Below are 17,017 nucleotides of genomic sequence, written 5' to 3' on the forward strand. Positions count from 1 at the left end.
GTCACGCACGGAGTCCTTGCCCCGCCCGGGGCCTGTCGTCAGGCTTCGGGCATGAAGACCGAGCTCATCCTGCTGCGGCACGGCGAGACGGAGTGGAACGCCCTGGGGCTGCTCCAGGGCCACCGGGACAGCCCCTTGAGCGCCGAGGGGCTGCGTCAGGCGGACGCGCTCGCGACACGGCTGTCCACCCTCTCCTTCAGCGCGCTGTACAGCAGCGACCTGGGTCGGGCGATGCAGACCGCCCAGCGCATCGCCGCGAGGACGGGCCACCCGGTCCACTCGGACGCGCGGCTGAGGGAGCGCGGGCTGGGCATCCTCGAAGGACTCACCCGCGAGGAGGCGAGTCGTCGGCATCCGGAGATTTTCGGCGAGTACGCCACCAACGCGCCGGACTTCGTCGTCCCGGGAGGCGAGAGCACGTCCCAGCGACTGGGGCACGCGGTGGAGTGCCTGGGTGAAGTGGGCAGCCGCCACCCCGGGGAGCGCGTTGTCGTCGTCACCCATGGAGGAGTGCTGAGCAGCTTCTTCCGACACAGCCTGGGGATTCCGCCGAGCACGCCGCGCGCCTTCTCGGTGCTCAACGCGTGCTGGAACCAGTTCGACTATCACCAGGGCGCGTTCCGGCTGGTGACGTGGGGTGACATCACGCACCTGCGCGACGACAGCCTCGACGACACCTGAGCGGCACAGCCGGCTTCGCCGGGATTCGCGGGAGCCGATTGCGGCGACAGCGCGAGGCTCAGACCTCGGCGCGAGCACCTGACCTGGCACTTGCCCGGCTCGACTCGAGCATCAGACTTCGACGCGCGCCCGACTCGACACGCGCTTGCCTGACTCGGCGCGCGCCCGACTCGACACGCGCGGCTCAGACCTCGGCGCGCGCCCGACTCGACGCGCGCGGCTCAGACCTCGGCGCGCGCCCGACTCGACACGCGCGGCTCAGACCTCGGCGCGCTTGCCTGACTCGGCGCGCGCGACCCGTAACGGGCTCGGCTGCGGGGCCTCGAGCATGGTCCGGGCCTCTTCGACGGCGTTGAGCACCACCTCGGCGCCTTGCTTCATCTGCGCCACCGTGTGCGACGACATCACCTGCATGCGGAAGCGCGACTCGCGGATGCGCACCGCCGGGTACTCCACCAGGTTGGGGAACACGCCGCGCTCGAACACCAGCTTCGATGCCACGCGCGCCACCTTCGGGTCCCCCAGCGGCACCGGCACCACGTTCGACGGCTCCCCCAGACACTTCACTCCGCGCTCGGCGAACGCGGCGCGCAGCGCGAGGATGTTCTCCATCGCCCGAGCGCGCAGCACGTCACCCTCCTCCGAGCGGACGATGCGCAGCGACTCCAGCGCCACCGCGGCCTGCACCGGCACCAGCGCATTGGAGAAGATGTGCGGCCCGCCCATGACGCGGACGAACTGGCGCACCGCCGCCGAACGCGTCGCCACGAAGCCGCCATTGGACGAGAACGTCTTCGAGAAGGAACCCACCACCAGGTCCACCTTCCCCAGCAGGTTCTGCGCCCCCAGGCTGCCCGTGCCCTTGGGCCCCAGCGCGCCCAGGTCGTGCGCCACGTCAACGAGCAGCGTCGCGCCGAACTCGTGACAGATGGTCTGCAGCTCCTCGATGCGAGGAACGTCCGAGTCCATGGAGAAAAGGCCCTCGGTGACGACGAGGATGCCGTTGGCCGCGTCGCTCGCGCGCAGCTCCTGGAGCTTGCGGCGCATCGCGCGGTTGTTCAGGTGCGGCACGCGGCTCACCTTCTGCGTCGCCGCGTTCGCGCCTTGCTGCAGGCTCGCGTGGGACAGCGCGTCCAGCACCACGTGGTCCTCGGGACGCACCAGCCCGGCGATGGCACCGAAGCCCGCGCCCCACCCCGTCGCGAACAGCGCCACGTACGGCATCTCCAGGTGCTCGGCGAGCGCCTGCTCCAACTTGAGCGACGGCGCCGTGTTCCCCCCGAACATCCCGGAGCCCGCGCTGTGCACGCCGAAGTCACGAATGGCCCTGTGCGCCGCCTCCACCACGGACGGATGCGTGGACAGCGCCAGGTAGTCCTGCGAACCGAAGTTCAAACCCTGCCGCGCAACTCCCGTCTCGCTGCGCACGGCGCACTCGGCCATGGGCGCCCCGTCCAGGCTCCGCGAATACGGCCACAACCCGGTCTGCCGCCGCGACTCCTGCCACTCGAAGAACGCCTCCGTGCGGCCCAGCAAGTCAGGCCCCGTGGGGTTCGTGTAGTTGGCGATGAAATGGGTGAACAGCGGCGAGTCGAGCTGATCGCGGAGATTCATGAACACATCCGAGGGGGAGGGTAAACGACGCTGGAAACAAGACCCGGGGCGTCGCGCTCGGGGGGGTGAGCGCGGCCTCTAATGCCCCTGTAATCTTCCAGTGTCAACAACTCCTCAACACCTGAATATTTCGGATTGTTAGCGCAGACCGACCGTCACACGTAGGGTGAAACCCAGTTGCAGTTCCGACCTGAGTGGTTTCACGTAGGGCACCCGAGCCACCACGTCCCACGGGGGCGAAGGCAGGGGGCCTGATTCAACGCTCCCCTGCCCTGCCTCGGGGTATGGCTATTCGTCGTTCTGCTGGAGCGCCGCGAGGACGTTGAGGTCCTCCAGCGTGGTGGTGTCCTGCGAGGATTGCTTTCCGGCGGCGACGTCGCGCAGCAGGCGGCGCATGATTTTTCCGGAGCGCGTCTTGGGCAGGGCCTCCGCGAAGCGAATCTCATCCGGCCGGGCAATCGCGCCAATCTCCTTGGAGACGTGCTGGGCCAGCTCCTTCTTGAGCTCGGGGGACGGGGCGTGGCCCTGCTTGAGCGTGACGAAGGCCACCAGCGCGGTGCCCTTCAAGTCGTCGGGGCGACCCACCACGGCGGCCTCGGACACACGGGGGTGCGAGACGAGGGCGCTCTCCACCTCGGCGGTGCCCAGGCGGTGGCCCGCCACGTTGACGACATCATCCACGCGGCCCATCAACCAGAAGTAGCCGTCCGCGTCGGTGCGCGCGCCGTCGCCGGTGAAGTACTTGCCGGGCAGCTCGCTGAAGTACGTGCGCACGTAGCGCTCCGGGTCGCCGTACACGGTGCGCAGCATGGAGGGCCACGGCTGGGTGACGAAGAGCAGACCGCCCTGCCCCTTCGGCACCGCGTTGCCCTGACGGTCCAAAATCTCCGCGTGGATGCCGGGCAGGGGCAGCGTGGCGGAGCCCGGCTTGGTGGGCGTGGCCCCGGGCAACGGCGAAATCATGATGGAGCCCGTCTCCGTCTGCCACCAGGTGTCCACGACGGGGCAGCGCCCGCCGCCAATGACCTCGCGGTACCACATCCACGCCTCGGGATTGATGGGCTCCCCCACGCTGCCCAGCAGGCGCAGCGAGGACAGGTCCTTCTTGCGCGGGTGCTCCTCGCCCAGGCGCATGAAGGCGCGGATGGCGGTGGGCGCGGTGTAGAGGATGGTGGCCTTGTAGCGCTCGATGATGTCCCAGAACCGGTCCGGCGCCGGGTGCGTGGGCGCGCCCTCGTAGATGACCGTCGTCGCGCCGTTCATCAGCGGTCCGTAGACGACGTAGCTGTGCCCCGTCACCCAGCCCACGTCGGCGGTGCACCAGTAGACGTCGTCCTCGCGCAAGTCGAACACCCAGCGCGTGGTGAGCGACGCCATGACCGAGTAGCCCGCGGTGGTGTGCAGCACGCCCTTGGGCTTTCCGGTGGAGCCTGAGGTGTAGAGGATGAACAGCGGGTGCTCGCTCTCCACCCACTCCGGCTCGCACGTGTCGGACTGGTCCTTCACCAGCGCGTCCCACGCCAAGAGCTTCGAGTCGTTCAGCGCCAGCGAGTCGCCCGTGCGCCGCAGCACCACCACCTTCTCCACGGTGGTCATGGTCTTCAGCGCGGCTTCCACGTTCTTGAGCAGCGGCACCACCGCGCCCTTGCGCCAGCCGCCGTCCGCGGTGAGCACCACCTTGGCGCCCGCGTCGTTCATGCGCTCCTGGAGTGCTTCCGTGGAGAAGCCGCCGAACACCACCGAGTGCACTGCGCCGATGCGCGCGCACGCCAGCATCGCCACCGCGGCCTCGGGCACCATGGGCAGGTAGATGCCCACGCGGTCGCCCTTCTTGATGCCCAGCGACTTGAGGCCGTTCGCCAGCCGGTTCACCTGCGTGGACAGCTCTCCGTAGGTGATGCTGCGGCGGTCTCCGGGCTCGCCCTCGAAGAGGATGGCCGGCTTGTCGCGGCGCGTGGCGAGGTGCCGGTCCAGGCAGTTGTAGGCCAGATTGGTGCGTCCCTCGACGAACCACCGCGCGTGCGGCGGCTTCCATTCGAGCACCGTCTGGAAGGGCTCCTTCCAGTACAGCTCCTCGCGGGCGCGGTCTCCCCAGTACTTGTCCGGGTTCCTGGCGGCCTCGTCCCACAGGCGCTGGTAGTCCTCCATGCTCTTCAAGAGAGCGCGTTGGGAGAACGCCTGGGGCGGTGGGAAGACGCGGGCCTCGGTCAGGACCGAGACAATCTCTTGGTGCGTTTCAGCCATGGGCTCCTCCACGGAGTGGGCGACAACCCCTCTGTTCTAGGAACCCGCGAGGCCAGGCTCAAGCGCGCTATTCGCAGCGCTTCGCTTCCTTGACGGCTTCAAAACGCATCCACAGCTCGCAGGCGCAGTCCGTCGGACGCTGATCGGTCTGGTAGCGCACCCGCATCACCCCATCGAAGCGCGTCCCGCACTGCGTCGTGGCGTCGATGTGGATGTTGGCCTCGTCGAGCAGACACTCCTGCCCTCGCACCATGGCGGAGGCATTCACGATGGTGCCGTCGATGGAGAAGTCGTCTCCCTCGGCGAGGAAGTAGCCGATGAGCTGCGTGTCGAGCAGCCCGAAGTCCAGGCGGACGACGCGCCCGGTGACCTGGAGGGTGCCGTGGAACTGGTCCTGGTTGGCGGGGTAGAGACCGCACTCGTCGCGGAAGACCTCCACGGGAGTGAACTGGTAGTCACCCGGGTCCTGGTTGAAGGGCAGACAGCCCGACATGGCGCTCACGAGGAGGGCGGGGACAAGCAGGCGGAAGCGTCTCACGGTGGACACGGTGCGCACCATACTCCACGGACGCATCGAGTGCAGTGCGGACGTGACGGTCGGGGTAGACTGGGGGCCATGCCCGAATACCGCAACCCCAAGCCCACCGTGGACTGCATCATCGAGCTTCCCGGCGGACGCATCGTCCTCATCCGCCGCGCGAATCCGCCCATCGGGTGGGCGCTGCCGGGCGGGTTCGTGGACGAGGGTGAGCCGCTGGACGCGGCGGCCATTCGCGAGGTGAAGGAGGAGACGGGGCTCGACGTGAAGCTGGTGGAGCAGTTCTTCACGTACTCGGACCCGAAGAGGGACCCTCGCCAACACACGCTGTCCACGGTGTACATCGGCACCTCGGAGGGCGCTCCCCAGGGCTCGGACGACGCGGCGGAGGCGCGCACCTTCGCGCTGGACGCGCTGCCGTCCGACTTGTGCTTCGACCACGGAACCATCCTCTCCGACTACCTGGCCTACAAGCGGACCGGGCAGCGGCGGAAGCTGTAGGGCGCGGCCTTCCGGGATGCACTACGCGCTCGTCCTGCTCGCCCTTGGGGCGCTGTTGGCCCTGCACGAGTTGGGGCACCTCGTCGCCGCGCGGCTGCTCGGCGTGCGGGTGCCTCGCTTCGTCTTCGGGTTCGGCCCTCCGATGGCGTCCTTCCGGTTGGGAGGGACGCAGTTCGTCGTGGGCGCGGTGCCCCTGGGCGCCACGGTGCATATCCAGGGGATGAATCCGCACCGCGCGGACGCGGCGGAGGCCGTCAGTTTCCGGGCCATGGGGCCGGTGCGGCGCGCGCTCATCATCCTGGCGGGGCCGCTGGCCAACTACCTCTTCGCGTTGGGCGTCCTCTTCGCGCTGTACACGTCGGGCACGCACGTGGTGGTGCCGCTGACGGTGGGCACGGTGCGGCCCGGCTCGGAGGCGGCGCGGGCACAACTGCTTCCGGGAGACCGCATCGACACGGTGGATGGGCAGCCGCTGCGCACCTGGACGGAGTTCGTGGAGAAGGTGGCGGTGGGGGTGGGCCGCACGCTGGAGCTGCGGGTGAATCGGCACGGCGAGACGCGCGTGGTGAGCGTGCGTCCCCGCGCGGATGAGCGGGGCGAGGGCCGCATCGGCGTGAGCCAACAGTACGTCTACCGCTCGCATGCGCCGGGCGAGGCGCTGGGCCATGCGTTCGTCCACACGATGAACCTCGCGTCGGAGGGTGGGACGATGCTCCTGCGGCTGGTGCGAGGTGGCCAGCCGCATGGAGGACCGACGGGGCCCGGCGCGCTGGTGCGGCAGGAGTCGTCGGACGCGGCGTCCTCGGGTGTGGACTCGGTGCTGCGGGCCCTGGTGGCCGCATCGATGGCGTTGGCGTTGCTGACGCTGTTGCCGGTTCCCGGGTTGGATGGTGGGCGGGTGTTGTTGCTGATGATTGAAGTGGCGAGCGGTCGCAAGCTGCCGCCGCGCGTGGAGACCGTGGCGCAGACGGTGGGCTTCCTCGCGATTTCGGTGGCCATCGTCGCGGTGGCGGCGGCCGAGATTCGGGGCGCGCTTCCCGAGCGATTCAGGTGGGGGACGCAGACGGCAGCGGGGACTCCCGCGACACCTGGAACGGGAATGCCCACGGTCGCCGGCTCGACGCCTCCGTCGGGTCCAGGTGGACCGACTGCTCCTCCTGTTGCTGGAGCCAGTGGGCCCGTGGCGCCTGCGACGGGTCCCGTGCCTCCGGCTGTTACCGGTGCAGGTGGCGCGATTGCTCCTGCTGTCGCGGGAGCCGGTGGGATTGTGGCGCCCACTGGTACCGGGGAAGGTGGAGCGATTGCTCCTGCTGTCGCGGGAGCCGGTGGGACGGTGGTGCCTGCCGTTACCGGTGCGGGTGGAGCGATTGCTCCTGCTGTCGCGGGAGCCGGTGGAACTGTGGCGCCTGCTGGTACCGGGACAGGTGGAGCGATTGCTCCCGCTGTCACTGGCAACGGTGGGACTGTGGCGCCTGCTGGTACCGGGACAGGTGGAGCGATTGCGCCTGCTGTCGCTGGAACCGGTGTGACTGCGGCGCCCGCGGGTACCGGGACAGCCGGAACAACTGCACCTGCTATCTCGGGAGCCGGTGGCACTGTGACGCCCGCTGGTACTGGTGCGGGTGGAGCAGGTGCTCCTGCTGTCACTGGAAACGGTGGGCCCGCAGCGCCTGTTGGCACCGGAGCGAGTGGAACGATTCCGCCTGCCGCAGCGGGAAAGAGCGGCTCAGCACCACCTGCTGCAAATGGAAGCAACGGGACTGCGGCACCTGTTGGCACCGGAGCGAGTGGAACGGTTCCGCCTGCCGCCACAGGAACGAGTGGTTCAACACCTCCTGCTGTCGCTGGAACCGGTGGGCCCCTGTCACCTGCTGTCACCGGCACAGGTGGAACGAGCGCGCCGGGTATCGCGGGAACGGGTGGACCGAAGGCGCCTCCTGTCTCGGGAACGGCAGGTCAAGTGCCGCCCACTGGCACTGGAGCAGGTGCACCGAGTGCATCCGCCAGAAACGGGCCGAGCGCCCCCACCACCGCTGTCCCCGTTGGACCCACCGAACCCGCGAAGAACGGGCCGAACACACCGGGCCCCACCTCGCCAGCTGGGCCGAGTACACCCTCGAGGTGATTTGCCCGGGGGAACCCCTGCCCTCCCTTGGTTGTCGGGTAGGCGGGCGGACGTTTCGTGTCCACCGGTGGGCTTCCGCGCCCGATGACGCGGCCGAGAGGCAGCAGGACGCATATGCTTGTACGCGAGATGAGCACCAAGGCGGACGGCGGGCTGTATTTCGAGCTGTACTGGGGCGAGAACCTCGCGGATGCCTGGAGCTACGGGCCCGAGCAGGCGAAGGTGCATGCCGCGCCCGATGAAAAGGCGCCCCTGCCCCTCTACGGCTTCACGCTGCCAGAGGAGCCCTTCCTCATGGCCGAGCGCACCGGACGCGGCTGGCGCATCCACCTGCCGCCCAACGTCCATGTGGAGCACAAGGCACGCGGCGACGCCTTCACCTCCGTCCCAGCCAATCAGCTCGTGAAGGACCAGGGCCGGACCTCCGTGGCCCTCGCGGACGGAATGACGCTGCGGCTGACGGAAGGCCAGCTCTCGCTGCTCGTCCAGGGCTCCGTCGTGAAGGAGCGCGTCGGCCCCCTCCAGTGGAAGGACATGGGCTGGCTGCTCATCGTCGGCCTGCTCTTCCTGAGCCTTCCAGTGGGCTTCCTGCTCGCGGGCCCCACGCCACAACGCGCGGCCGAATCCAACGCACGCGCGCTGCAACTGGCGGCCGACAAGGAAGCCGCGCGTCGCAAGCAGATGGGCCTGGACACGCCCATGCGGCCCATCACCGATGCGGAGCGCTCGCAGCAGCAGACCGATGGAGGCCCGGAGGAGGTCCACATCCCCGCGACCTTCCGCTCGCGCTGAGGCCTCCATGCGCGCGGACGGGCCCGGGCGCCCGCGCGGCCCGAGCCTGAGTCGAGGCCCCCGCCGCTTCGACACTCGAGACAACAGCCACAACAACCTGCTCTACGCTGTGCTCTCGCTGGGCGAATTCCACAACAACCATCACCACCGCGCGGGCCGGGTCCGTCAGCGCGTCGCGTGGTGGGAAGTGGACCTGGTGTACCTCGCGCTTCGCGGGCTCGAACAGTTGGGACTCATCTGGGACCTGTGCGGCGTCACGGCCCCAGTCCGACCCAGACCTCGCCGTCCTCGAAGAACTCCTTCTTCCAGATGGGCACGTCCTGCTTGAGTCGTTCGATGGCGTGCTCGCAGCCCCGGAACGCCTCCTTGCGATGCGGGGCCGCGGCGGCGATGACCACCGCCAGCTCTCCGGGCACCAGCGTGCCCACGCGGTGGACAATCGCCAGCCGCACGCCCGGCCACAGCGCCGTGGCCTCCCCCCCAATCTCCGCCAGCTTCTTCTCCGCCATGGGCGCGTAGGCCTCGTACTCCAGCCGCAGCACGCGACGTCCCTTCGTCTGGTTGCGCACCGAGCCGCTGAACGTCACCAGCCCGCCGTACGCCTCGCCGCCCACCGCCTCCACCACGTCCTCCAACCGCAGCGGACGGTCCACCACCTGGAACAACCCAGGCGAGCCACCCGCCACCGGAGGAATCAACGCGACCTCCGCGCCCTGTCGCACCGGTGCCTCGGCGCTCACGAACTCCTGGTCCACCGCCACCCGCAGGTGCGGCAGCAACGGCTCCAACCCCGGGTGCGCCGTCGCGAGCAACCGGAGCACGTCTCGCACCGTCGCGCCCTCGGGCACGTTGAGCGACTCGCGCGCCCGTCCCGTCCGCTCACGAGCGGCGGCGAAGTACAGCACGGTGACGGCGCCACCCGCGCTCACTGCCAGCCTCGTCCCGTCCGAGCGTCCTCGCGAAGCCGCAGGCTTCCCTTGAGTCGGGCGCCCCCTTCGGCGAGCGAGAAGTCCAGGAAGGCCGAGTCCAGCGGCGTGACACCCTCCATCACCGCCTTGACGAGCGCCTGGGCCGACGCGAGCCGCTCCGCCGACACCCCAGGCACCGACTCCTGCGCCTCCAGGTCCGCGCGCAGTTGGCCCAGGTCCGCCATCACCGACATGTGCCCGGCACCAAACGTCTCGCCCCCGAAGCGCTCGCGCAGCGCGCGCCCCACGTCGCCGCGCGGCCGGCCGTCCAGCGACTCTCCCGCGACGAGCGTGGCCCGCTCCGGACCCACCTTGAGCTGCACCGGATAGCCCCACATCAGGGTCCGGTAGAGCTTGCCTCCCGGGACTTTCTCCGCGCTGAAGCGCAGCGACGTGCCCTGCAGCCGCGCATCGAGCAGCCGCAGCACCGGCTCCGCGGACGTAAGTCCCGCGTCGATCAGCACCGTGCCCTTGGGCTCCGGCCGCTGCTTCTGCACGAAGCTCCGCAGGAACCCGGGCGCATCGAAGTACACCAGCATGGCCACGTCGCCGCGCAGCGCCTTCAGCAGCGCCTCCGCGTCCAGCCCCCGCGCGCGCCAGCGCTCCACGGTGCGCTCCCGGTGCGGTGAGCCCGGAGCACCGAACGCCAGCTTCGCCAGCTCTTCGGGCGGCACGGAAAGCTGCGCGGCCGCCACCGGCCCCAGCGCGCTGTCCGCCAGCAACGCCGACGCGGGAGCATCCGCCCCCTGTAGCAGCGGCCGAGTGGACGACAGGAAGCCATCCAACACCAGCCGCTCCGGCTGCACCGTCAGCGACGCGAAGAACCCGCGAACCGGCCCCGCCTCCTCCGCGTCCTCGGCCCGCTGCAACGCGCCCGAGTACAGGTAGACATTGCCTTCGGCCACCTTCGGCCGCAGCTCCGTCAGCAGCGCGGACTCGGAGAGCCCCTCACCGGACAGCCCCAGCACCGCGCGGCGCGCCACCTCGACATCGCCCACCACCGCCGGCGCCTCCTCCTGAGCCAGCACCTCAACGGGCTCGCCCTCCCCAGGCACCACGTCCTCGTCCGCCGCGTCCGGAATCGCGAGGTACAGATAGCCCCGGTCGACAAACAGCAGCATCGGCTCGCCGGAGTCCAGGGGCGTCACGCGCATGGCGCCATCCTCCGTGGCGGTCACCTGGTGGCCCACCGCCTCCAACTCCTTCGCCACCGCCGCGAGCGCCGCGTCGGGCTCCGTCACGCCCAGCAGCGCCACCACGCCGTCGAACCCGGGCAGCAGGAACAGTCCAAAGCCCTCCTCCGGGTCCACGACACTCGTGCCACTCGTCAGGCTGTTCAGCACGAGCGACACCAGCGGAGCCTCCCGCAGCACCTGCTCGGCCTCATCGGGACCGACGAGCCGCTCGTAGAAGTCCACCAGCGGCTCCACGTTGCCCTGAAGCCTGGGCACCCACAGCAGCGACCGCGCATCCGAGGGCACCGCGCGCAGCAACGGGCGCGGCACCACCGTGAGTCGCACGCTGCCGACCTCCTGGCCCTCATGCAGCGCGCGAACGGTGAACGTGCCCGCGCGGGCGAAGGCATGCGACAGCCGGGAGCCCGTCCGTGAAGGCGTCCCGTCACCGGGCTCCCAGGTGAGGGCCTGCGCCCCCGCCTCGCCCGAGCCCAACTCCACGGGAACGCCCGCCTCCACCGTACGGTCCGCGCCCAGGTCCGCCCGGACGACGCGCCGGCAGCCGGAGGCCCAGGGCCCCACGGCGACCATCAAGAGAAAGTGCGCGACGAACGAGCGGGAGGAGCGCGGAAAAAGCGGCATCCGCCGCTAATAGTCCAGCGCGAGTCCGAACATCCAGCGCCGGCTGGAGAGCACGAAGCCCGGCTTGCCGAAATTGTCCACATCCGCGTAGGTGTACTCGGCGAACAGGTAGCTGTGGTTGATGCCCAGCCCCGAGTCGAAGTCGCGCGCGAAGCGCGGCTGCAGCACGTCCAGCAGGAAGGCCACCCCGCCCGTCGCGCCCCAGCCCCACTTGCCACCGCTGGCGGTGATGCCGTCCGCCGTCTCGGTGTCGCTGCCCTTCGTCACCCACCACGGCGTGTAGATGAGCCCCAGCTTGCCGTACGGCACCAGGGGGACTCCCCACTCGAAGGCCGCGTAGTCGAACTTGTAGAAGAGGTTGAACGCCAGCGGCACCACCTTCAGCGCCGTCTGCTCCGCCGCGTTGCCTCCGCCCGCGAGCTTCGCGGCCGCGTACTTCTCCCCGTAGCCCGCAGACACACCCACGCCCGCGGTGCCGATGCCCTGGTAGAAGTAGCGCTGCAGCTCCAACTCGACGAGCAACAGCGATGCGTCACCGAACGTGTCCTCGTAGGGCGTATTCCCGTTGAGCGCCTTCTCGTCATCCAAGAGCGGCTTGTAGCCGCCCACCCGGATGATGATGCCGCCGCTGCGCGACGACTCCATCTGCTCGGTCGAAACCACTCCGACGTCCTGCGCCCACGCCGGCAGCGCGGCAACCATCATGGCCACACTCACGGCCCATGCCCGACTCATGACAGCTTCCTCCTCGACGTCATCCAGAACCCCAGGGCCGCCACCACGGCGCCCAGCGCGAGGCCACCCCCGCCCGCCCCACACCCGCCCGTCTCCGCACCACCCGCCGCGTGATACGCCGCGAAGAAACCATCGCTCGGAATCGGCGAGCCAGTCGCCAGAGGCGACGCCGGGCTCTGATTGCCCGCCTTGTCGAAGGCGAAGGCACGCACGCCGTACTCCTTGTCGTTCTCCAGCTCATCCATCCGGAACACCGTGTTGTCGGACGTCTGCGTCTTCGAGCGCACCACCTCGCCCGCGGTGGCCGTCCCGCCATCCCCATCCCCTGGCACCAGCTCCACCACCTCCACCAGCATGCTCGTCGTGTCGCTGGGCACCGTCACGCTGACACTCAGCGCGCTGTCCAGGCCCGTCACGCCCGGCAGTGCCGGCGCCAGGGGAGAGGTCGGGTCCAGGATGAAGTTGACGCTCGGCGAGCCCACGCTGGAGGTCGTACTGTCGCAGGCCCCAAGCGAGTCCTGCTTCTCCACCGTCGCACAGAGCCTGTAGGTCTTGTCCGCCGTCTGGGTTTCACACGTGAGGCCACCCGCGGCGAGCGCATCACTCATGCGCAGCTCGAGCGTGCCGGACGTAGTGGCGGTGTTCCCCTCGGCGATTTCCAAGATTTCCTTGTCCCCCTCGCCCGGTTCCCCCGAACAGTTGCCGTCCGACAACCAGAAGACGAGCGGACTGCAAGCGAGGGTCCCCGTCCGCGACCAGGAGACGGACCTGCGATCGGCGCAGTTGGCCTTGGAGACGACGATGTCGTTGTCGACGATGACCGAGCCGGAGAACGTCACGGTCTGCCCCAGGGCGGTCGACGCGAAGAGCAGGAGCACGGCGAATGTGAGGCGCATGGGTAGCCGGAAGCTAGCAAGCGGGAGGCCACGTTGAAATCGTTCCCGCAGGCCTACTTCTGGCCCTCGCGGGCCGCTCCGGCGAGCCAAACAGGCAGGGCGGCCGCGGCCGGCGTGCCAATTTGTCAGACGGGGCGTTCAGCCAGCTTCAGGCCGGCCTCCACCAGGTTGAGGGCGGCGCCCCGGGTGGCGTTGTCCACGGCGGCGAAGAGCGTCACCCACTCGGGGGCCTGGGGGAAGGCGCGCACCCGGCCCACGTGCACCGTGGGGTCCGACGTGACGAGCATGGGCATGGGGTAGATGCGCTCACCGGGGGTGTCCAGCACCTTGAGGGCGGGTGACGTCTTCAGGGCCGCGCGCACCTGCTCCACCGGGCCCGCCTTCTTCAGCTGCACGTTGAGGGTGAGGCCGTGGCCGTAGAAGCTGGGCACCTGCACTGCGGTGCCGGCGAGCACGGGCGCGTCGCCCCGCGTCGCGAACAGCCGCGCGGCCTCCAGCGTCCAGCCGCCCTCCTCCTCCGTCCACGGGGAGCCCACCATGAAGCCGCCCACCTGGGGCACCAGGTTGAAGCCCACCCGGTGCGGGAAGGCGCTCGGGTCCGGCTCGCGCCCGGACATCAAATCCGCGGTCTGCTTCTCCAGCTCCGCCACGCCGCGCACGCCAGCGCTGGACACGCTCATCATCGCCGTCACCTGCGCGCGCACCACGCCGAAGGCCCGGCGCAGGGGCTCCATCACATGCACCGACGCCGTCGTCACCGCGCTCGGCAGGCACACCAGGCGCCCCTTCATCGTCGCGCCCAAGAGCTCCGTGTTGAAGCCCGGCAGCACCAGCGGGACGTTGCCGTCGGACCGGAAGGCGGAGCTGACATCCACCACCCACGCGCCCGCGGCCTGAGCGGCCGGAGCCAGCGTGCGAGACGCCTCCGCGGGCGTGGCCAGCAACACCAGCCCCATGCCCTTGAAGGCCTCCGGAACGGCGCGCTCCACCTCCAGCGAATCCTCGCCGTACTCCACCTCCAGCCCCTTCGAGCGCTCGGAGCCGAAGGCGCGCACCTGCTCCGCGGGCACGTCGCGCGCGTACAGCGCGGCCAACACCTCACGGCCCACCACACCCGTGGCGCCCACCACGGCAATCTTGAGATTCTCGTTCATCGCGCGTCCTTTGCATCGCCCGAGCGCGTGAGCGCTGGACGCTTCAGTCGTCCTTCAACCGCGCCGTGGGCGCAGGCCCCGGCAGCGGAGGGAACTTGGGGTTTCGCTCCGGCTCGGAGGCCCGCACGTAGTGCGGCTCCATGGCGAAGAGGGCCTCGAGCGAAAACGTCTCCGGCATGCGTGCCAGCCGCGTCAGCTCCACCGCCGAGGGAAAGTCCGGCCCCGTCAGGAGCCGCTCCGCCGCCACGCCGTGCGACACCAGCGCCGCGCGGTAGTCCACCAGCGCCGGCCCCAGCGCCACCGCCCGCGGCTCCGCGGCCATGCGCGCGGCCACGTCCTTGGGCGACATGGCCGTCTCCGGCTCCAGCGCCTCCACCGTCGCGCCGCGCCGAACATACGCGCCCAGGTACAGGTCGTCCTTGCGCGCCACGGCCAGGCAGTAGAGCGGCACGTCCTCCGGGCCCTCCAGCGCCACGGCCGCCAACGAGGACGCGCCCGCGACCTTGAGGTTCGCCGCGTACGCCAGCGACTTCACCGTGGCCAGGCCGATGCGCAGCCCCGTGAAGGAGCCCGGGCCCAGGCCCACGATGAGGCCCTCCAAATCCGCCAGCTTGACGCCATGGCGGTCCAGCAGCTCACCGACGACACCGGGCAGCGCCTCGCTCTGCTTCACGGGAGGACGCACCACGGAGTGCTCCACCGCGCGCACGGCCCCCTCCGGCCCGCGCTCCACCAGGGCGAGCGACATCGTCAGCGTGGAGGTGTCCAGCGAGAGGAACATGGGCGCTCCCTACACCGGCGCGGCCCACATTGCGCGGGGAATCTCCGACACGGCGTCCTTGCAGCGGTACAGCCGCACGCGCACCACGCCCTTGTCCAGCATGCCCAGCTTGGAGGCGGCGGCCTTCGAGACGTCGATGATGCGTCCATCCACGTACGGCCCCCGGTCATTCACGCGCACCTGCACGGCGCGGCCGTTCTCCATGTTCACCACGCGCAGGCACGCGCCAAAGCGCTCCTTGCGGTGCGCGGCGGTGAGCTCGTTCTGGTTGAAGCGCTCCCCGCTCGCGGTGGGACGGCCGTGCAGCCCCGGGCCGTAGAACGAGGCCAGCCCCTCGCCCACGTAGGAGCGAGGCATCTGCTCGCGCTTCGTCACCCGGGGCGAGGACGGCTCCGGGCTGGAGTCCTCACGCGAGTCCGGCTTCGCCGCGCGCGATGCGCACCCGGTGGAGATGCCCAGCGCCAGCAAGATGACGAAGGTGCTCGCGCGCATGGGACCTCTAGCGGGTGATGTCGTTGGTGAAGACCAGGAGCATCAGCAGGATGAGCAGCGCCAGGCCCACCATGTTGGCGGCCTCGCGCACGCGCACGGGGATGGGGCGACGGCGGATGCCCTCCCACGCGGCGGACAGCAGCGCGAAGCCATCCAGCACGGGGATGGGCAGCAGGTTCATCACGCCCAGGTTGATGGAGATGATGGCCATCAGGTTGAGGAAGGAGTCGAGCCCCTGCTCGGCGCTCCGGGCCGCCAGCTGGTACATCATGATGGGGCCGCCCACCGTGCTCAGCGGCACGTCGCGGGTGACCAGCCCCCCGAGCACCTTCACCATCTGCCCCACGATTTTCGGCACCACGATGGCCGCCTGCTTCAGCGCCGCGGCCGGGCCCAGGTGCACCGTCACCTCGTCCGCCCGGGCCACGTCCGCGTCCACGAGCGTCCACCCGCGCGCGCCCAGGGAGAGCTTCGTGAGCTGCTGCCCCATGCCGTCCTCCGCCATCAGCGGGGCCTGCGAGAGCTTCTCGGTGTGCTCGCCGTCCGTGCTCCGCCACGTCAGCGTGAAGGGCTTCGCCTCCGCCCCGCTGAGCTTCACCTCCAGCATCCGGAAGGATGGGAGCACCTCGCCGTCCAGCGAGACGATGCGGTCACCCTGCTTGAGCCCGGCCTTCTCCGCCGCGCTGCCGGGCACCACCGTCGCGACATATTGGTCCGCCGGCTCCGCGCCCAGCGCCGCCAGGCCCGCACCGGGCTGACGGGGCACCGTCACCTCCGCCACGCGGGCCACCTGACCCTGCACCACACCCGCCGCCACGGTGTCCATGCGCCGCACGACGACCTTGAGCGGCTCCCCTTCCGGGCGCCGGCCCAACTCCTGGTACAGCCGCGCCTCGTCCGGAACGTTCGTCCCGTTGACGCTCAGCACGCGGTCGAACGTCCGCAGGCCCGCGGCCTCCGCCACGGACCCCGGAGGCACGCCCACCAGGGGCGGCTTGGCCAGCGGCAGCACGCCGATGAGGCCCCGCTCCACCGTGTCGATGGGCGACGTCTCCGTGTTCTTGATGGGCTTCACCGTCAACGTCACCGGCTGGCCATCGCGCTCCACGACGATGGGAATCGGCCGCTCGAAGCGCCCGACGAAGGTGTCCCGCATGTCGTCGAAGGTGCGCACCGACTCGCCCTCCACGGACAGCACCCGGTCTCCAGGGCGCATGCCGGCGGCGGCGGCGGGCATTCCGGGCTCCACGTACCCCACCAGGGTGGACGTGGCCTGGTGCGGGCCGAGGAACACGAAGAAATAGACGATGACGGGAAAGATGAGGTTGAAGGCCGGCCCCGCCAGGACGATGAGGCCGCGCTTCCAGGGGGGCTGCGCCAGGAAGCCGCGCCTGGCTTCCTCGGGGCTCAGTTCTTCATGGGGCAGGTCGCCCGCCATCTTCACGAAGCCGCCCAGGGGCAGGATGGCGATTTGATACTCCGTCTCGCCCTTCACGAAGCCGATGAGCTTGGGCCCGAAGCCGATGGAGAACTTGAGGACCTTCACCCCGCAGGCTTTCGCCACGAGGAAATGGCCAAGCTCGTGCACTGTCACGAGCACGCCAAGCAGGAGGATGAAGAACCCCAGGTTCTGAAGTGAGGGCATGGCGGCAACAGTAATCGTGAGCCCCCGGACGGAC

General features: G+C 69.9%; 15 protein-coding genes. 4 read left to right on the forward strand and 11 right to left on the reverse strand.

From position 1 onward, the window contains the following. The first annotated feature begins 51 nt into the window (after window positions 1–51). Window positions 52–681, forward strand: coding sequence for a histidine phosphatase family protein (locus HUA75_RS20525; protein WP_174487348.1), 630 nt, complete (start codon window positions 52–54; stop codon window positions 679–681). A 258-nt stretch (window positions 682–939) separates the two neighbouring features. Here the strand turns inward: HUA75_RS20525 and HUA75_RS20530 are convergent, their stop codons facing one another. The 3 genes from HUA75_RS20530 to HUA75_RS20540 form a co-directional block, all read right to left on the reverse strand. Beyond that, a complete protein-coding gene (locus HUA75_RS20530) occupies window positions 940–2,295 on the reverse strand; it encodes an aminotransferase class I/II-fold pyridoxal phosphate-dependent enzyme (protein ID WP_174487349.1) in 1,356 nt (451 codons plus the stop codon). Window positions 2,296–2,583: 288 nt separating this feature from the next. Beyond that, a complete protein-coding gene (gene acs / locus HUA75_RS20535; RefSeq protein WP_141645834.1) occupies window positions 2,584–4,539 on the reverse strand; it encodes an acetate--CoA ligase in 1,956 nt (651 codons plus the stop codon). 67 nt (window positions 4,540–4,606) lie between these two features. Continuing rightward, complete coding sequence (locus tag HUA75_RS20540) at window positions 4,607–5,086, reverse strand: hypothetical protein (RefSeq protein WP_246137486.1); 480 nt, start codon at window positions 5,084–5,086, stop codon at window positions 4,607–4,609. 69 nt (window positions 5,087–5,155) lie between these two features. On the opposite strand from HUA75_RS20540, the gene HUA75_RS20545 reads away from it, so the two are divergent. From HUA75_RS20545 to HUA75_RS20555, 3 genes are all read left to right on the forward strand, one after another. After that, complete coding sequence (locus HUA75_RS20545) at window positions 5,156–5,578, forward strand: NUDIX hydrolase (protein ID WP_141645835.1); 423 nt, start codon at window positions 5,156–5,158, stop codon at window positions 5,576–5,578. 16 nt (window positions 5,579–5,594) lie between these two features. Beyond that, window positions 5,595–7,703 (forward strand): site-2 protease family protein, encoded by a 2,109-nt coding sequence (locus tag HUA75_RS46835; protein ID WP_174487350.1) that lies wholly within the window; start codon window positions 5,595–5,597, stop codon window positions 7,701–7,703. Window positions 7,704–7,817: 114 nt separating this feature from the next. Then, a complete protein-coding gene (locus HUA75_RS20555) occupies window positions 7,818–8,495 on the forward strand; it encodes a hypothetical protein (RefSeq protein WP_141645837.1) in 678 nt (225 codons plus the stop codon). A 254-nt stretch (window positions 8,496–8,749) separates the two neighbouring features. Here the strand turns inward: HUA75_RS20555 and moaD are convergent, their stop codons facing one another. The 8 genes from moaD to rseP all read right to left on the reverse strand — a co-directional run bounded on the left by moaD (window position 8,750) and on the right by rseP (window position 16,983). After that, window positions 8,750–9,424, reverse strand: coding sequence for a molybdopterin converting factor subunit 1 (gene moaD / locus HUA75_RS47755; protein ID WP_174487351.1), 675 nt, complete (start codon window positions 9,422–9,424; stop codon window positions 8,750–8,752). Beyond that, a complete protein-coding gene (locus tag HUA75_RS20565; protein WP_174487352.1) occupies window positions 9,421–11,280 on the reverse strand; it encodes a PKD domain-containing protein in 1,860 nt (619 codons plus the stop codon). Before HUA75_RS20565 ends, moaD begins: the two co-directional genes overlap by 4 nt. A gap of 6 nt (window positions 11,281–11,286) precedes the next feature. Further along, complete coding sequence (locus tag HUA75_RS20570) at window positions 11,287–12,015, reverse strand: MXAN_2562 family outer membrane beta-barrel protein (RefSeq protein WP_174454888.1); 729 nt, start codon at window positions 12,013–12,015, stop codon at window positions 11,287–11,289. Continuing rightward, window positions 12,012–12,911: an MXAN_2561 family MXYO-CTERM-anchored protein gene (locus HUA75_RS20575; protein ID WP_174487353.1), complete on the reverse strand. Its 900-nt coding sequence runs from the start codon at window positions 12,909–12,911 to the stop codon at window positions 12,012–12,014. The genes HUA75_RS20570 and HUA75_RS20575 overlap by 4 nt, the downstream gene beginning before the upstream one ends. A 125-nt stretch (window positions 12,912–13,036) precedes the next feature. Then, window positions 13,037–14,065, reverse strand: coding sequence for an aspartate-semialdehyde dehydrogenase (locus HUA75_RS20580; protein ID WP_174454886.1), 1,029 nt, complete (start codon window positions 14,063–14,065; stop codon window positions 13,037–13,039). Between the two features lie 43 nt (window positions 14,066–14,108). Beyond that, the gene (tsaB, locus tag HUA75_RS20585; protein ID WP_141644893.1) at window positions 14,109–14,846 is read right to left on the reverse strand and encodes a tRNA (adenosine(37)-N6)-threonylcarbamoyltransferase complex dimerization subunit type 1 TsaB; all 738 of its coding nucleotides are present in this window, start codon (window positions 14,844–14,846) and stop codon (window positions 14,109–14,111) included. Window positions 14,847–14,855: 9 nt separating this feature from the next. Continuing rightward, window positions 14,856–15,338, reverse strand: a complete 483-nt coding sequence (locus tag HUA75_RS20590) for a septal ring lytic transglycosylase RlpA family protein (RefSeq protein ID WP_141644892.1) — start codon at window positions 15,336–15,338, stop codon at window positions 14,856–14,858. Between the two features lie 7 nt (window positions 15,339–15,345). Continuing rightward, complete coding sequence (gene rseP, locus HUA75_RS20595; protein WP_174487354.1) at window positions 15,346–16,983, reverse strand: RIP metalloprotease RseP; 1,638 nt, start codon at window positions 16,981–16,983, stop codon at window positions 15,346–15,348. Window positions 16,984–17,017: the final 34 nt, after the last annotated feature.

This window comes from Myxococcus sp. CA040A (assembly GCF_013336725.1).
Taxonomy (GTDB): Bacteria; Myxococcota; Myxococcia; order Myxococcales; family Myxococcaceae; genus Myxococcus; species Myxococcus llanfairpwllgwyngyllgogerychwyrndrobwllllantysiliogogogochensis.

Bases quoted from the DNA above. Each gene is read 5' to 3' on its own strand.
- HUA75_RS20530 (WP_174487349.1), bottom strand. From the start codon at position 2,295: ATGAATCTCCGCGATCAGCTCGACTCGCCGCTGTTCACCCATTTCATC.
- HUA75_RS20565 (WP_174487352.1), bottom strand. From the start codon at position 11,280: ATGCCGCTTTTTCCGCGCTCCTCCCGCTCGTTCGTCGCGCACTTTCTC.
- HUA75_RS20525 (WP_174487348.1), top strand. From the start codon at position 52: ATGAAGACCGAGCTCATCCTGCTGCGGCACGGCGAGACGGAGTGGAAC.
- rseP (WP_174487354.1), bottom strand. From the start codon at position 16,983: ATGCCCTCACTTCAGAACCTGGGGTTCTTCATCCTCCTGCTTGGCGTG.
- HUA75_RS20580 (WP_174454886.1), bottom strand. From the start codon at position 14,065: ATGAACGAGAATCTCAAGATTGCCGTGGTGGGCGCCACGGGTGTGGTG.
- HUA75_RS20555 (WP_141645837.1), top strand. From the start codon at position 7,818: ATGCTTGTACGCGAGATGAGCACCAAGGCGGACGGCGGGCTGTATTTC.
- tsaB (WP_141644893.1), bottom strand. From the start codon at position 14,846: ATGTTCCTCTCGCTGGACACCTCCACGCTGACGATGTCGCTCGCCCTG.
- HUA75_RS20570 (WP_174454888.1), bottom strand. From the start codon at position 12,015: ATGAGTCGGGCATGGGCCGTGAGTGTGGCCATGATGGTTGCCGCGCTG.
- HUA75_RS20575 (WP_174487353.1), bottom strand. From the start codon at position 12,911: ATGCGCCTCACATTCGCCGTGCTCCTGCTCTTCGCGTCGACCGCCCTG.
- acs (WP_141645834.1), bottom strand. From the start codon at position 4,539: ATGGCTGAAACGCACCAAGAGATTGTCTCGGTCCTGACCGAGGCCCGC.
- HUA75_RS46835 (WP_174487350.1), top strand. From the start codon at position 5,595: ATGCACTACGCGCTCGTCCTGCTCGCCCTTGGGGCGCTGTTGGCCCTG.
- HUA75_RS20590 (WP_141644892.1), bottom strand. From the start codon at position 15,338: ATGCGCGCGAGCACCTTCGTCATCTTGCTGGCGCTGGGCATCTCCACC.
- HUA75_RS20545 (WP_141645835.1), top strand. From the start codon at position 5,156: ATGCCCGAATACCGCAACCCCAAGCCCACCGTGGACTGCATCATCGAG.